The sequence below is a fragment of the Candidatus Dormiibacterota bacterium genome, from assembly GCA_035532835.1.
Classification (GTDB): Bacteria; Vulcanimicrobiota; Vulcanimicrobiia; order Vulcanimicrobiales; family Vulcanimicrobiaceae; genus DAHUXY01.
Genome location: DATKQG010000079.1, coordinates 1 through 13,709, shown reverse-complemented (window position 1 = coordinate 13,709; position 13,709 = coordinate 1). Strand labels below are relative to the sequence as shown.

The 13,709-nt window shown below is 61.5% G+C and carries 16 protein-coding genes and 6 tRNA genes; 15 read left to right on the top strand and 7 right to left on the bottom strand.

All coding sequences use genetic code 11. From position 1 onward, the window contains the following. Positions 1-12: 12 nt before the first annotated feature. Positions 13-1,704, bottom strand: coding sequence for an alkaline phosphatase family protein (locus VMW12_09695; protein HUZ49985.1), 1,692 nt, complete (start codon positions 1,702-1,704; stop codon positions 13-15). Positions 1,705-1,816: 112 nt separating this feature from the next. On the opposite strand from VMW12_09695, the gene VMW12_09690 reads away from it, so the two are divergent. The 3 genes from VMW12_09690 (at position 1,817) to VMW12_09680 (ending at position 5,063) form a co-directional block, all read left to right on the top strand. Further along, positions 1,817-2,614 carry an SDR family oxidoreductase gene (locus tag VMW12_09690; protein HUZ49984.1) on the top strand — a complete coding sequence of 266 codons (798 nt, stop codon included), beginning with the start codon at positions 1,817-1,819 and terminating at the stop codon, positions 2,612-2,614. A 79-nt stretch (positions 2,615-2,693) separates the two neighbouring features. Next, complete coding sequence (locus VMW12_09685) at positions 2,694-3,047, top strand: VOC family protein (protein HUZ49983.1); 354 nt, start codon at positions 2,694-2,696, stop codon at positions 3,045-3,047. Between the two features lie 102 nt (positions 3,048-3,149). Beyond that, on the top strand, positions 3,150-5,063 hold the full coding sequence (locus VMW12_09680) for a M61 family peptidase (protein HUZ49982.1): 1,914 nt from the start codon (positions 3,150-3,152) through the stop codon (positions 5,061-5,063). Between the two features lie 46 nt (positions 5,064-5,109). Here the strand turns inward: VMW12_09680 and VMW12_09675 are convergent. Continuing rightward, positions 5,110-5,184 (bottom strand) — tRNA-Val (locus tag VMW12_09675). 352 nt (positions 5,185-5,536) lie between these two features. On the opposite strand from VMW12_09675, the gene VMW12_09670 reads away from it, so the two are divergent. Further along, positions 5,537-5,734: a hypothetical protein gene (locus VMW12_09670; protein HUZ49981.1), complete on the top strand. Its 198-nt coding sequence runs from the start codon at positions 5,537-5,539 to the stop codon at positions 5,732-5,734. A 42-nt stretch (positions 5,735-5,776) separates the two neighbouring features. Further along, positions 5,777-6,424: a hypothetical protein gene (locus tag VMW12_09665; GenBank protein ID HUZ49980.1), complete on the top strand. Its 648-nt coding sequence runs from the start codon at positions 5,777-5,779 to the stop codon at positions 6,422-6,424. A gap of 3 nt (positions 6,425-6,427) precedes the next feature. On the opposite strand, the gene VMW12_09660 is transcribed toward VMW12_09665, so the two are convergent. Beyond that, positions 6,428-6,859, bottom strand: a complete 432-nt coding sequence (locus tag VMW12_09660; GenBank protein HUZ49979.1) for a thioesterase family protein — start codon at positions 6,857-6,859, stop codon at positions 6,428-6,430. A 115-nt stretch (positions 6,860-6,974) separates the two neighbouring features. On the opposite strand from VMW12_09660, the gene VMW12_09655 reads away from it, so the two are divergent. The 3 genes from VMW12_09655 to VMW12_09645 all read left to right on the top strand — a co-directional run bounded on the left by VMW12_09655 (position 6,975) and on the right by VMW12_09645 (position 7,966). Further along, positions 6,975-7,049, top strand: a tRNA-Val gene (locus tag VMW12_09655). Positions 7,050-7,105: 56 nt separating this feature from the next. Beyond that, positions 7,106-7,182, top strand: a tRNA-Asp gene (locus tag VMW12_09650). 28 nt (positions 7,183-7,210) lie between these two features. Continuing rightward, complete coding sequence (locus VMW12_09645) at positions 7,211-7,966, top strand: TonB family protein (protein HUZ49978.1); 756 nt, start codon at positions 7,211-7,213, stop codon at positions 7,964-7,966. Between the two features lie 7 nt (positions 7,967-7,973). On the opposite strand, the gene VMW12_09640 is transcribed toward VMW12_09645, so the two are convergent. Next, the gene (locus VMW12_09640) at positions 7,974-8,282 is read right to left on the bottom strand and encodes a tRNA-binding protein (protein HUZ49977.1); all 309 of its coding nucleotides are present in this window, start codon (positions 8,280-8,282) and stop codon (positions 7,974-7,976) included. A 64-nt stretch (positions 8,283-8,346) separates the two neighbouring features. Between VMW12_09640 and VMW12_09635 the strand changes: the two genes are divergently transcribed. Continuing rightward, a tRNA-Phe gene (locus VMW12_09635) sits at positions 8,347-8,422 on the top strand. 127 nt (positions 8,423-8,549) lie between these two features. Next, positions 8,550-9,383, top strand: a complete 834-nt coding sequence (locus VMW12_09630; protein ID HUZ49976.1) for an ABC transporter substrate-binding protein — start codon at positions 8,550-8,552, stop codon at positions 9,381-9,383. A gap of 10 nt (positions 9,384-9,393) precedes the next feature. Here the strand turns inward: VMW12_09630 and VMW12_09625 are convergent, their stop codons facing one another. Continuing rightward, a complete protein-coding gene (locus VMW12_09625; protein HUZ49975.1) occupies positions 9,394-10,062 on the bottom strand; it encodes a dienelactone hydrolase family protein in 669 nt (222 codons plus the stop codon). A gap of 8 nt (positions 10,063-10,070) precedes the next feature. Next, entirely contained in the window at positions 10,071-10,433 is a 363-nt protein-coding gene (locus VMW12_09620) for a DUF5069 domain-containing protein (protein HUZ49974.1), read from the bottom strand. Positions 10,434-10,483: 50 nt separating this feature from the next. Here VMW12_09620 and VMW12_09615 point away from each other — a divergent pair, with 50 nt between their 5' ends. Beyond that, entirely contained in the window at positions 10,484-11,182 is a 699-nt protein-coding gene (locus tag VMW12_09615) for a hypothetical protein (protein HUZ49973.1), read from the top strand. Here the strand turns inward: VMW12_09615 and VMW12_09610 are convergent. Next, a complete protein-coding gene (locus VMW12_09610) occupies positions 11,172-11,960 on the bottom strand; it encodes a hypothetical protein (GenBank protein ID HUZ49972.1) in 789 nt (262 codons plus the stop codon). The two genes, VMW12_09615 and VMW12_09610, sit on opposite strands and share 11 nt — an antisense overlap. Before the next feature lie 116 nt (positions 11,961-12,076). On the opposite strand from VMW12_09610, the gene VMW12_09605 reads away from it, so the two are divergent. The 4 genes from VMW12_09605 to VMW12_09590 form a co-directional block, all read left to right on the top strand. Then, positions 12,077-12,150, top strand: a tRNA-Gly gene (locus VMW12_09605). Positions 12,151-12,156: 6 nt separating this feature from the next. Then, positions 12,157-12,228: transfer RNA gene (locus VMW12_09600), tRNA-Cys, on the top strand. Between the two features lie 16 nt (positions 12,229-12,244). Further along, complete coding sequence (locus VMW12_09595; protein ID HUZ49971.1) at positions 12,245-13,189, top strand: 2-dehydropantoate 2-reductase; 945 nt, start codon at positions 12,245-12,247, stop codon at positions 13,187-13,189. Then, the coding region (locus VMW12_09590) for a HisA/HisF-related TIM barrel protein (protein HUZ49970.1) at positions 13,183-13,709 on the top strand (527 nt) is incomplete at its 3' end. The genes VMW12_09595 and VMW12_09590, both read left to right, overlap by 7 nt.

Sequence of the window (13,709 nt, the reverse complement as noted above, 5' to 3'; positions counted from 1 at the left end):
GGCCAGCCGCGCCTAGTGCTCGAGCGTGAGGGGCGCGAAACCTGCCGGTATCGCTCCGCCGGGAATGCTTACCGGCGTGATGCCCAAACTCGCACACGACATCTTGGGTGGAATCGAGTCGACGATCGCATCCGGGATGATGGCCGCGGAGGCGGGGATCGGCGCCCTGGTTCCGCTCAAACGTTCGGGATCGAACCCGCCCACGAGATCGCTCAAGAGCGGGTTGGTGTCGCGTGGTCCGAGCGGCATGTAGGGTGCCTCGTCGGGGAGCGACGCGAGCGCGGGGAGGTTAAAGAGGCGCCCGAGGAACTTCGCGAACGATGCGTGGTCGGAGACTTCGCTGACGACCGATCCATCTTTCGCATACGGCGAGATGATAATCGCGGGCACGCGCGGGCCGTCGCCGCACGGGTGTCCGTCGGGGCAGCGTTCGAACTGCGGCGGCGGCACGTGATCGTAAAAGCCCTCCGAATCGTCCCAGAAGATAAAGATCACCGAGTCGTGCCAGTATTTGCTGCGCGCGATGGCGTTCACGGTTTTCGCCACCATAGCTTCGGATATTTGCGAGTCGGAGTATCCGGGGTGATCGTCGTCGCCGCGAAAATGCTCTTGTACGTAGGGGCTCTTATCGGCCGGCTTCAATCCGAACGGATTGTCGTATCCGCCCTTGACGAATACGACGCTGCGATTGCCGAGCGTCCCATGGGCAAGAGCCGGATACAGCGCGGTGAGGTCGTGGACGCCGCGCCAAAAATACGGATTTTTACGCAAGTATCCGAAGTATTGCAGCGCGTTGTGGTGCGCGACGTAAGGATCGTCGGTCGTTCCCTCTTTTGCGCCGAAGCCTTCTTGATACCAGCCCCACGGTATCGCGGGGTGCCCGAGTTTGCCGATCGCGACGACATCCTGTTTGATATCGCCGTCGTCGCTTTTGGCGTCCTTGGCGTCCGCGCCGGCGAGCGTGAGAAAGAGGGTGGCGTACGTTTGATCGTATTGCCGCTTGCGCGGGTTCGGCGCTCCGTTGGGATATGGGCCGAAGGGCGGCTCGGAATCGTTGACGACGGGTTCTCCGGGCCCCTGCGAATTCGGCGCGACCTCTTCGGTGGCGTCGCGCGCCCACTGCGTCTGCCCCGTTTGAGCGGCGATCAAATCGATGTTCCCGGGCGTTGAGGGGCCGAACATCCCTTGGAAGAAGTGATCGTAGAGCGCGAAGTTATGCGCGTACATCCACAGATACGGGATCGTGTCGCAATCCTCGTGGCTCATGGTGAGCAAACCGACGCGCTGCGCATCTTCGCGCGAATATCCGCGCGCGAGTAAACCGAATTCCTCGGTTGAGACGAACAGATCCATATTGCCGCCGTCGGCTTTGGTGATGAGGGCGGGGCGGGCATGATCGGCGTCGGCGGTATCGCTAGCGGTGATGCGAAACGGCGTGACCCACTGATTGCCAAGCGGATCGTACTGTTTGAATCCGTGCAATTGCGCGAGCGGCGAGGCAAGATTCTCGGCTCCCGGAAACGTGCCGAAATACGAATCGAACGATCGGTTCTCCTGATAGATGACGAACACGTGTTTGACGCGTTGGCGCAAGAGCGCTACGGTCGCCGCATCGTTCGGCTGCGCCGCGGCGCCCGTATCCGCGGGAGCCTGAATACTAGTGCATGCAAAGAGTACGGCCAATGCGATGAGCTTACGAAGCATGGATCCTCCCCGGCGAGTGGACGCGATATTCGAAACCGAAGCGTGCATTCGCGTTCGCGCTTCGGGTCCATGCCGGGTGCTTTGGAATCGTTCGCGAACATTATGAAACATTATGAAAAAGACCGTTTTGATTACCGGTGCGTCGAGCGGTATCGGCGAGGCCAGCGCGCGATACTTCGCGGAGCGCGGATGGAACGTTGCCGCGACGATGCGTTCCCCCGAGCGCTCGGCGTTGGCGGGCGAGCGGGTGGCTTGCATCGCGCTCGACGTGACGGATGCGGCATCCATCGATGTCGCCGTCGCGCAGACTTTGGAACGTTTCGGGCGAATCGACGCGCTCGTCAACAACGCCGGATATGCGGTGGTAGGACCGTTCGAAGCGGCAAGCGACGCGCAAGTGCGCAGAGAATTCGACACGAACGTTTTGGGACTCATGCGCGTTACGCGCGCCGTATTGCCGCTGTTCCGCGAACAACGCGGCGGAACCATCGTCAACATCAGTTCGATCGGCGGACGGCTGACGTTCCCGTTGTACAGCGTTTACCACGCTACGAAGTTTGCGGTCGAGGGATTCTCGGAATCGCTCCGCTACGAATTGGAACCGTTCGGAGTCCGCGTCCGCATCGTTGAGCCCGGTGCGATAAAAACCGATTTTTACGATCGCTCGATGGACGTGGTAACGAGCGAACCATACGAGTCGCTGATGGCACGCGCGATGCCGGAGCTCAATCGAGCCGGCGCGGCGGGCGCGTCGCCGCAAGCCGTCGCAGCGACGATCTTTCGGGCGGCAACCGATCGCGGCGGGCGTTTGCGCTACCCCGTCAATGCCGGGTTGCTCGCGCTGCGCGCGATGCTTCCCTACGGGCTCTATCACGCGCTGATGAAGCGCGTGGTTTTAAGGACGTCTTAAGGCTCGCTTAGGGGCAGGGTTTGCGCCGGGACGTGCTGCAAACGCTGCTAACGACGCTGGACGACGGGAGGTTTCGAACATGGCGGTCACGGCTTTGGCGTTCACCATGTATCCGGTTACGGATCAACAACGAGCGGTGGCATTCTATCGAGATGTTTTGGGGCTGGCGCTCTCGGGCCTGGAGACGGAGTACTGGACGGAATTCGACGTAAACGGCGCCACCTTCGGGGTCGGCAATTTCGAGCAAGTCGGTAAGCCCGGCAGCGCGCAGTCGTTAGCCCTCGAAGTGGACGATTTGGACGCATATCGCGCGCACCTGGTCTCGCTGGGCAGCGAGGTGACCGAACCGCACGAACTCGCGTTTTGCCGCATCAGCGTGGTGAAGGATCCGGACGGAAATTCGATTTGGTTGCATCAAAGTAAACCGCGGTAATCCGGCGATCCAGCCCGGGTAACCGCTTCGCGGAAGAGAAATTCTTCATTCCGGCGATTCGGGCGGCAGTAGAAGCACCATCGCAAGCGAGAATATCGCAATATGAAGCGTCTTTTTATAGGTTGCGCCGCCGCACTCTGCGTCGTCCTTGGTTCGAGTGCCGCGATTGCGGCACAGGTTGGCGATTATGCCACCCCGGACGCCGCGTCCCTGGCTACGCAATCGAATCCGATGACCCTCACCCTGGACGCTCGCGAAGCGTCGCGCGGTTTGATGTACAGCCACCTCACGATTCCGGTGAAACCCGGGCCGTTCACCCTGGTCTACCCCAAGTGGATTCCGGGCGAACACGGCCCGACCGGCCCCCTCAACGATTTGGCCGCTTTGCGCGTGAGCGCCGGTGGCCATGCGGTAACGTGGCGTCGCGATAAGGTCGACATGTACGCGTTCCACGTAGTCGTGCCGCCGGGCGTTTCGACGCTCGACGTCAGTTACGACGTCTTGCTGAATGCCCCGGGCGATACGATGGCCACCAAAAAGCTGGCCATCGTGAATTGGAACCGCGACGTTCTCTACCAATCCAATACGAATTCGCACGAGGTCTTCATTCGCACGAGCCTGATCTTGCCGGCGGGTTGGAGTTATGGGACGGCATTGCCCGGCCCGAAGCAAGCCGGTAACCGGGTAGATTTCGCCACGGTGCCGCTGGCGATGCTGATCGATTCTCCGCTCGACATGGGGCAATACGCGAAGCACATCGTGCTGTGGACCAACGGCGTACACACGCAGTATCTCGATGCGTTTGCCGATCGGCCACAGGACCTGGATTTTTCCGCGAAAGAACTGGCCGAATACAAACAGATGACCCCGCAGGCCCTGGCCATGTACGGGGCGGTCCATTGGAACGATTACCATTCGCTGCTCGCCTTGAGCGATGCCGTCGGTTTCCAAGGCATCGAGCACCATCAGAGCAGCGACGATCGCGCTCCCGACGATTTTATGACGAACCCGCAGGAACAGCTTGCGGCCGGCGACCTGTTGACGCACGAGTTTTCTCATTCGTGGAACGGCAAGTATCGCCGTCCGGACGACCTGACGACGCCGAACTTCCAAGTCCCGATGCAGACCGATCTGCTGTGGGTCTACGAGGGCATGAATCAATATTTGGGAGATCTGCTTTCATTTCGTGCCGGCATCCGCGATCCCAAGCAATACCCGGAGTATTTTGCGAGCATCTACGCAGCGATGGATAACGAGCCGGGTCGCGCGACCGAGCCGCTCATCGATACGACCACGGCCGCGCCCTATCTCTATCAGGCCCGCGGCGCCTATGCGTCGATTCGACGCACGGCCGGGGACTTTTATACCGAGGGCGAGTTGATTTGGCTGGATGCGGATACGATCATTCGGCAGAAGACCGGCGGCAAAAAATCGCTGGACGATTTTCTGCACCTGTATGCCGGTCCGCCGAGCACCGGTCCGATCACCGTCACGTATACGCGCGCGCAGGTGGAATCGCTCCTCAACGACGTCGTGCCGTACGACTGGCACGCGTTCTTCCAAACGCACGTGTACGATATCGCTCCTCACGCACCGGCGCACGAACTCGCGCGGGCGGGCTGGAAGCTGGTCTACACCTCCAAGCCGAACGCGTTTTCGGCCGCGGAGTCGACGCTGCGAAAGTCGATCGACACGTGGTATTCGCTCGGGCTCCGCATGAGCGCGGCCGGAACCGTCTTCGACGTGCGCGAGGGGTCGCCGGCCTGGAAAGCCGGGTTTGCGCCGGGCGTCAAGATCGCCGCGATCGACGGCCAGGCGTTCTCGCCTTCCGTGCTTGCTTACGCGATCGGGCAGGCTCAGCACGGATCGGCGCCGATCGCGTTCCTGGCCAGCAACACGGGCTGGTTCGGAACCTATAGCGTCAATTACCATGGCGGCGAGCGCTATCCGCATCTGGTGCGCATTCCGGGAACGCCCGACATGCTTGCGAAAATCGCGGCGCCCGGCGGCCAGTAAAAAGAGACCGGCGGCGGTGCGCATGGCACCGCCGCCGGTTAAAAAATGGTGGGCGGTAGAAGGATTGAACTTCTGACCCCTACAGTGTCAATGTAGTGCTCTCCCACTGAGCTAACCGCCCTAGGAACCCCCGGAGTATAGCAAAGGCGCGCCTCGGCCGTCAAACGCTTTCATTTCCGGGAAGGCGAGCTCGCGTTTGACACAGCCAAGCGTCGCATGATACTTTTGTCAAACACTTTTTGCGCTTCTACGAAAGGAGCCACGATGAAGAATCTCATTTCGTCCCATCGCATCGCTCCTGTTTGGGGCGATTGCGCGGCGATGCGTTCGTCGCGAGCCCATTCGGTCGTTAGGCGCCTAGCGGTAACCGGTCCTACGTAGCAACGTAGTCACTCGCGTTTCCATTTCGGCCCTCGCGATCTTCGCGGGGGCCTTTATTTTTTGCATTTTTTTAACAACTTGGGATTTGTATCATGGACTATTGGTTAGAGGTCGAGATACGAGCGCACCGCGATCGGCTCCATCTGCAAGCCGAATGCTATCGCAGGGCACGGCTTGCCCGTATGGGGCGACAACGTGGATTGCGCGTTCGTATCGCCGACGCAATGCTGCGATTGAGCGGCGGCTTAGCGCGGGCCGCGTCCGCGTTACGCGAGGGCGAGCGAGCGTAACGCCGAGCGGGCGTATCGAGCGATACGGCGAAATACTTTTCGATGCAGCAGACTTCGACGTTTCAAGAATTGATTCGCTTACCGTCGCCGGCCCCGGCACCACAGGCGCTTGCCTGCGACGGCGCGCATCTGTGGATGGGGTCGTGGGAGACGCAGCGTCTCTACGGAATCGACCGCCAGCACTTCACCGTATTCGAGGAGACGAATGCGCCGGGTAAACCCGTCGGCGCCGTGAGTGTGGGCGACGAGCTGCGCATCGTGTGTAGCGAAGGAGCAGACGATCATCGCTTTATTCGCCGATACATTCCCGGCCACGGATTCAAGGCGCACGAAGGGATTGCGTGTCCCGACGACACGGGATCGTTCCTGGCTTTCGACGGCGCGCGTCTGTGGCTGAGCCAGCGTTTTAATCAGCGCATCTTGGAGCTGGATTCGGCCGGCAAGCCGATGCGGTGCATCGAGACCGATACCCAGATCTTGGGTATCGCCTGGGTAGACGCGATGCTGTACGTCTCGCTCTGGTACGGCAAGCAAGGCGGTTGCAAAATCGCTCGCGTCGCCGGCGGCCAGGATCACCTGGAGCAGCACGTGCAACTGCCGTTTGCGGCCGTTTCTCTCACCCACGACGGCACCCGTTTTTGGACGAACGACGCCAAAGCGACGGCTATCGTGGCCTTTTCTATTGCGTAAGTCTCAGTTGAATTGTTCCTGCGGGCCGGCCTGATAGGCGGCAATATTCTCACGCCAGCTCTCGGGAACGGCGATGCTCTGCCCCGCTACGAAATCGAATGCGACCACGGTCGTAAATCCATGCGCGGCCTGATGATGCGCGTCCACGCTCCACACCACGTACTCGAAATCGAAGGATTTGCCGCCGATGCGAGAGACGCGCACGCCTACGGCAATCCGCTCGCGATACAGTAATTGGCGCTCGTAAGTGAAGTTGATCGAGGCTTGGATCATGCCGCGATCGCCGTTTACCGGGGTCTTCATGACACGAGCGAAGTACTCCGAGCGCATCATTTCCGCCCAGCGAATGTATGCGACGTTGTTGACGTGCTGCATCATGTCCACGTCTGCGAACGGAACCGTAAAAGACGTTATGAGAGGAAACCCTTCGAGCATGGGCTGCTGCTTCGAGGGCGGCCTCTGCGAGTCCGGTCTCTGGACAAGAGGGTAGAGGTAAGGTAATATACGGTCTTGTCCGTGCGAGATGCCATCGCGCACGAGCGCAAGTCCCGGGCGCGTAGCTCAGTGGGAGAGCATCCGCTTCACACGCGGGGGGTCGTTGGTTCAATCCCAACCGTGCCCACCACTGGCACCTTGGAGGTGCCGGCCGCAGAGACTGCTAATAGTCGGCTTCGGTCTGATGGCGCTGTAGCTCAGTTGGTTAGAGCGCCGCCCTGTCACGGCGGAGGTCATGGGTTCGAGCCCCACCAGCGTCGCCATCGTAACGAACGCATCGCGGACAACGCGATGCGTTCGTGTTTTGTGACGCGCTGCGAGCCGTCACGGTGGCGCGATGCAATGCATTGCATCGGCATGGTGAAATTCACAAAACATCGCATTCTCCTATGGGCTCTGGGCATATCGCTCGCGTTGCACGCTCTCTTTGCGTGGCTCGCACACGACGTCCCAGAGGTGCACGCGCAAGAGCCGCCGCGACCCGGAAGACTCACCCTCGTGTTACGGCCGCCGGCGACGCCGACGCCGCGCCCGGCGCAACCACCCAAACCCGTGGCGGCTGCCGTCCGCGCACGAACGGTGCTCAGCCACGTTCCGCCGCGTCCGGCGCACCGCGCGAAACCAAAAGTCGTCGCCGTTGCCGGCTTGCATCGGACGCCGGCGGCAGGTCCGCCCGGGACCGGCGCGGGGCCGAGGCCGGCCGGAACGGGCGGAGACGGGCCGCCGGTCCAGCTCGCGACGGAGGCTCCATCGGCGCCCCCAACGCCGTCCTGCGCCACACCGAACGTTGCCGCGCGCGCCATCAACGTCGTCTCGCCCAGCATTCCCGGCGATCTGGCTACCGACATCGAAAGTACGGCTGAAATAGCCGTTCGTTTAGATGCTTCCGGCCGGGTACTCGGCGCAACCGTATACCATTCTGCGGGACTCTTTCCGCTCGATCGGGCCGCTCTTTCGGCGGCGCGGGCCTCGCAGTATGCTCCGCAGATTCGCGGTTGTCTTCCGGTTGCCGGAACCTACCTTTTTACTGTGGATTTTCAACCCTGAGCGGGCGTCAATACCCCTTGGCGCCGTTACTCACCGGAGAATCCGGGCGCAGGAGGACGACGTGCCCGCGTTCGTCGGGGAGGCCGAGCACCAAGACTTCGCTCGTAAAGCGCGCGATCGTCTTTGGGCCGAGATCGATGACTGCCAGCACTTGCATGCCGCGTAATTGGTCGGTCGTATAACGTTCGGTAATCTGCGCGCTCGATCGTTTGGTGCCGAGCTCGGTTCCGAAATCGATCGTGAGCTTATAGGCGGGGCGGCGCGCCTCCGGAAAGGCTTCGGCGACTAAGATCGTACCGACGCGAATGTCGTTCATGGTGGTGAGTTTTTCTGGGAAAGGTAACCGGGCCTGCGCCTGAGAATGAACGTCGGTCGCCTATGCCAAGGTAGCTCAGTCGGTAGAGCACGCGCCTGAAAAGTGCGGTGTCGCCGGTTCGATTCCGGCCCTTGGCACCATGTGGCCGGCGATGTGGGCCTCGCTCTTAGAGCGGGGCCCAAGCCTTGCTTCAAGAGTCGGCTCGTGGAGCCGATACAGAGGTGGGGCGCGGGTGTCGTCTGCGTACGTCGTGAGAGGAACTCGAAATTGCGCGCTACACTTCATCGCGTCGCGAATATGCTCGTCCTGGCAGCCATGATTTGCTCGAGCTTTGCGATCGCACGGGGTGCGACGCCGTTGCGAGCAGGCTCGGATATTTCGTACGCTCCGCTGGAGTTTTACACGGCGGGATCGCATGCGATGACGGGGTTCGATATCGATCTCGTTCGCGCGATCGGTTCCAAACTCGGCGTTCCCGTGACGATCGCGAACCATCGATTCGACGATTTATTGCCGTCCGTTACGGACGGGCGATTCGATGTGGCGATTTCGGCATTGTCCGATACGCGAAAGCGTGAAAAACTCGTCGATTTCGTCGATTACTTGCTCGCCGGGAGCGGGATGCTCGTGCCGCGCGGGAATCCCCGGCACGTTTTCAACCTCGGCGCGCTCTGCGGGCTTCGGGTTGACGTGCAGAAGGGGACCTCGCAAGAGATCGCGTTAGAAAGCCAGTCGCGCGCCTGCGCGTCCGTCCATCTCCATCCGCTGGACATCCGGGCCTTTGCGACCGACGATCAAGCGTTCGCATATTTTGCAGCGGGGAAGTCCGACGTTCACGTCACGGATTATCCGGTCGTCGCATATCTTGCGCGCACGCAAGGCGGAGGGACGAAATACCAGGTCGCCGGCAAGCAGTTCGACGTTGTGCCCTACGCGATTGCCGTGGCGAAGAAGAACCCGGCCGAGCGTGCGTCGGTGACGAGCGCGCTTCTCGCTCTCATCAACGACGGCACCTACGACGCTCTGCTCAAAAAATGGGGGCTCAGCCAGGGAGCCTTGCGTTCCGCTCCGCTCAACGCAGGCACGCTCTTCGAACGATAACGCGATAACGCTACCGTAGGTTTTCGTTAAAGAACTCGACCGTACGTTCCCACGCCGTTTCGGCGGCGTCCGGATCGTGGTTTCCCAACCCGCCCGGGTTGTAGAACGCGTGCTTCGCGAGGTAGCGATGCGTCTGATGATGCACCTTACCGGCCACAAGGCGTTCTTCGATACGTTCGGCGCCTTCGAGCGGAAAGAACTCATCGTCGATCGCCCAATGCAGCATGATCGGGATACGGATGTTCGCCGGGTCGCCGGCCTCCGTCGGCGGGAATCCATACCAAATAACGGCGGCGTCGTAATCGGAGACGTGCATCGCACTCAGGAGCGCGAGCGCGCCGCCCATGCAAAAGCCGGTAACGCCGGCTTTCGCCGACCCGGTCGATTTGAGGAACATCGCCGCGCCGCGCGCGTCCTGCATTGCGGCGTCGCCGAAGTCGAGTCCCTGCATCAGGTGATTCGCTTCGTCGCCCGTCGCTGCGACGCGTCCGCGGTAGAGGTCGGGAACCAGAACGCGAAAGCCCGCGGCGGCGAGACGATCCGCTGTCTCCTTGATCTGGTCGTTGACGCCCCACCATTCCTCAAGCATGACCACGCCTGGGGCGTGCTCCTTAGCTGCGGTCGGCTCGGCCAGATAACCCGGCGCGGTTTTCCCGTCCGGGCGGGAAAATTCAATCATCGATCCCACTACACGTTCTCCGTTGGAAGAATGCCCTCTTCGGCATCTTGGCGATTGAGGTTTTCAACTTTTCCGGCAATAAGCCATTCGTTTGCGGCGTGAATACGCTCCGGGGATGCATGCTGCGAAAGCCACTCGAGGATTTCCGCATCGTCCGTATGCCGGCGTACCGTCGCTTCGAACTGTTCCGGGGTGATGCCCCAGCGCTGCATGACGCCCCGGTCCATCGGGCACGGGTAGATGTAGTCGTAGATCGTCCCGGCAAGCGACGCTCTGGCCTTGTCGATGAGCCTCGCCAGCCATAGCGCCTCTCCGATGAGTTCGCGTCCTCGACGCGGGAAAGTCTTTCCGTCCCGAAAATCCGTAGGCATAGTCCTAGGAACAGCAAGGAAGCGGGATTAGGTTCCGAACGTAGCGCGGCGTGAAAACAGGCAATTCGCAAGCTGCCCCACGCCCGCCGGACCGAGAGCCGCGCTGGCATGCATCGTTGGCGGTCGTTGCGGCAACGGCGCTCTACTTGATTCTGCCGCCGCGTTTGACGTTCGGCCCGATTTGGGCCGCCCCGCTGCTCGTCGGCGCGCTCCTGATCCCGCTCTCGATCTTAGCTCCGCTCCGGCATCAGGAAAAACGCTGGACGCGGATCGCTTCGGTCGTGTTGATCGCAATACTCAATTTTTTCAATATCGCGTCGGTCTTTCTTTTGGTGCATGGCCTCGTATTCGGCCAGGCGCACAAGGCCATCCCGGGCGCGGAGTTGCTGATATCCGGCGCAGAGGTGTGGTTCACCAACATCCTCGTCTTCTCGCTATGGTTTTGGGAACTGGACGGCGGCGGCCCCGAACCGCGCGGTCTGGCGGCCTCGGCGGGAGCCGTCCTGGGTGCCGACTTCCTGTTTCCGCAAATGTCGATGGACGCGAAGCGTTTGGCCTGCGTCGACGAGGGGTGGAAGCCGTTGTTCCTAGATTATCTCTATCTGGGGTTTACGAATGCACTCGCGTTCAGTCCTACGGATGTGATGCCGTTGAGCCGCTGGGCGAAGATGCTGATGCTGCTCGAAGCGCTGATTTCGTTTGTAACGATCGCGGTCATCGTCTCTCGGTCGATCAATATTATCGGGTAGTCCCAGGTGGGGCCATGTCGCCAAGAGCGTGTACGAACGCGGTGGGGGGCACGCTGATGTCCCCACGGAACGGAAGATCGAATTCCACGATCAAAACGAAAATCGATCCGATGACGGCCGCGAGGGCGATCGTCATCAAGAGATGCGCTTGAAAGTTTCGAACGTCGAAAAAATAGGACGACCCGACCGTTATCGCGCCGATAAAGATCATCGTTAGCCAGAGAATTCCCGGAATCGATTCTTGATTATCAAAAATACGACTGCGGCGATCATCGCTAAAGGTCTTGATGAGTGCAAAAGCCTCTTGTTGCAGCGCGACTTGGGTCGGCGTCTTGGGCTCGTAGCCGGCAACGATCCCCAAAATCGATAGCGAAACGTCACGCGCCCGCATGCTTCGCTTCCCGGATTGCATGAGTTTCCACTCGCGATCGACCACGATCTGCGTGTACGACCGGACCGCCGTTTGCAATCGTGTGCTAACGGGCGCCGGGAGGGCCGGCGCGAGGTGGTAGAGATCGGAAACCGCGCTGGCCTCATGCTGGACGTTAGCAGCGGACACGTCGAACTCTTGCCACACGGTTACGACCATGAACGAAAGCATCACCGCAAGTACCGTACCCACGGTGGTGATGATCGGTCCCGCAACGTCGTTGTGCGTTAACTGCTGATCGCGTTTGCGACGGTGCACCAAGATGAGGCCACCCGCGCTCGCGGCGCACATGGATCCAATGACAAGCAGGGCGAAGAGCCAGCTCGGAATCGCGTATATCCAAGTCACGAGCGCTCCGTTCGCGTGGGAGGGGGCGCCTCCTGGCTGCGCCGCAACGCGGCGGCCATACGTGGTGTTGTAGGACGCTGGGTGGGGTATAACGAACCGAAGCGGTCGCAAACTACGCGGGTATGATGTAATGGTAGCCTGCGACCTTCCCAAGGTTGATGCGTGGGTTCGATTCCCACTACCCGCTCCAAGTGATGGCGACGTAGCCAAGTGGTAAGGCAGGGCTCTGCAAAAGCCCCATTCGGCAGTTCAAATCTGCCCGTCGCCTCGAAAGTATTATCGAAATGCGCATAGGCATCGTTGGAGCGGGAGCAATCGGTGGCTTTATCGCCGCCGCGCTCGCGCAGGCTGGAGTTCAGGTCTCCGTCATCGCGCGCGGCGCCCATCTCGCGGCGGTTCAGCGCGACGGCTTACGCGTCGAAAGCGATCTAGGCACGCTCCAGGTGCGCGTCGACGCTTCCGACGATCTGCGGGACGCCGGCCCACTCGATGCGCTGTTGCTGACGTTCAAGGCGCATCAATGGCCCGCGTTCATCCCGCAACTCACACCGTTCGCGGGTTCCGACGTGACCATCGCGACCCTGCAGAACGGCCTTCCCTTCTGGTTCGTCCGCCAGCCGCCGCTTCGCAGCGTCGATCCCGACGGCCGAATCGCCGCGCTCTTTCCCGACGAACAGATCGTCGGCGGTGTCGTACACGTCTCCGGACACGTCGTACGGCCGGGCGTCATTCGCCAGAGCGGCGGAATGCGGTATCCCTTGGGCGTGCTGACGCAAGCCGCGGCGCCGCGCGTCGAACGCTTGGCGGCGGCGATGCGCAGCGCGGGTCTCGCCCCTGAGATCGACGCCGATATTCGTGCCACGACCTGGCTCAAACTCGTGAACAACGCCGGACTCAACTCGGTCAGCGCTCTGCATCGCATGACGTTACGCGCCATGTTGGACGACGCGCGCGCCCGGGCCGAAGTGCGCGGCATCATGGAGGAAGCGCTCGAGATCGGCCAAGCTCTTGGCGTGGTGGGTGCCGTCGACGTCGAGGCGCGGCTCGATTATGCGGCCCGGCTCAGCGACGTGAAGACGTCGATGTTGCAAGACCTGGAGGCGCATCGGCCGCTCGAACTCGACCCGATCCTCGGCTCGCTCGTCGAATTGGCGGAGCGGACCCGCATCGACGCTCCGCGACTGCGCGATGCGTACGATCGCCTTCGAGCGATCGAGCGCTCGTGGTAACGCGGCGGATCGTCCCGTGCCTGGACATTCGCGATGGCCGGGTGGTAAAGGGCGTGAACTTCGTGAACGTGCGCGACGCCGGCGATCCGGTCGAGCTGGCGCGCGCGTACGAAGCCTCGGGTGCCGACGAGTTGGTCTTTCTCGATATCACGGCGACGCTCGAAGGGCGCGTCGCGACGCGCTCGATCGTGAGCGCGGTGGCGAGAATGCTCACGATTCCGTTTACCGTCGGCGGCGGAGTCTCCACGGTCGAGGACGTTCGAGCGCTCTTACGTGCGGGCTGCGATAAGGTTTCTTTTAACTCGGCGGCGGTGCGCGACCCCCGTGTGCTCGCCTCGGCGGCTGCCGAGTTTGGGAGCCAGTGCATCGTCTTGGCGATCGATGCGCGGCGCCGAGAGCGCGGCTGGGAAGTGGTCGTCGACGGCGGGCGTACGCCGACGGGCTTGGATGCCGTGGACTGGGCGCTCCGCGCGACCGAGCGAGCCGGAGCCGGAGAGATTCTTCTAACGAGTATGGACGC

Coding starts and splice junctions, on each gene's coding strand:
- VMW12_09690 (HUZ49984.1), top strand. CDS start 1,817: ATGAAAAAGACCGTTTTGATTACCGGTGCGTCGAGCGGTATCGGCGAG.
- VMW12_09695 (HUZ49985.1), bottom strand. CDS start 1,704: ATGCTTCGTAAGCTCATCGCATTGGCCGTACTCTTTGCATGCACTAGT.
- VMW12_09680 (HUZ49982.1), top strand. CDS start 3,150: ATGAAGCGTCTTTTTATAGGTTGCGCCGCCGCACTCTGCGTCGTCCTT.
- VMW12_09595 (HUZ49971.1), top strand. CDS start 12,245: ATGCGCATAGGCATCGTTGGAGCGGGAGCAATCGGTGGCTTTATCGCC.
- VMW12_09670 (HUZ49981.1), top strand. CDS start 5,537: ATGGACTATTGGTTAGAGGTCGAGATACGAGCGCACCGCGATCGGCTC.
- VMW12_09625 (HUZ49975.1), bottom strand. CDS start 10,062: ATGATTGAATTTTCCCGCCCGGACGGGAAAACCGCGCCGGGTTATCTG.
- VMW12_09645 (HUZ49978.1), top strand. CDS start 7,211: ATGCGTTCGTGTTTTGTGACGCGCTGCGAGCCGTCACGGTGGCGCGAT.
- VMW12_09640 (HUZ49977.1), bottom strand. CDS start 8,282: ATGAACGACATTCGCGTCGGTACGATCTTAGTCGCCGAAGCCTTTCCG.
- VMW12_09620 (HUZ49974.1), bottom strand. CDS start 10,433: ATGCCTACGGATTTTCGGGACGGAAAGACTTTCCCGCGTCGAGGACGC.
- VMW12_09685 (HUZ49983.1), top strand. CDS start 2,694: ATGGCGGTCACGGCTTTGGCGTTCACCATGTATCCGGTTACGGATCAA.
- VMW12_09665 (HUZ49980.1), top strand. CDS start 5,777: ATGCAGCAGACTTCGACGTTTCAAGAATTGATTCGCTTACCGTCGCCG.
- VMW12_09660 (HUZ49979.1), bottom strand. CDS start 6,859: ATGCTCGAAGGGTTTCCTCTCATAACGTCTTTTACGGTTCCGTTCGCA.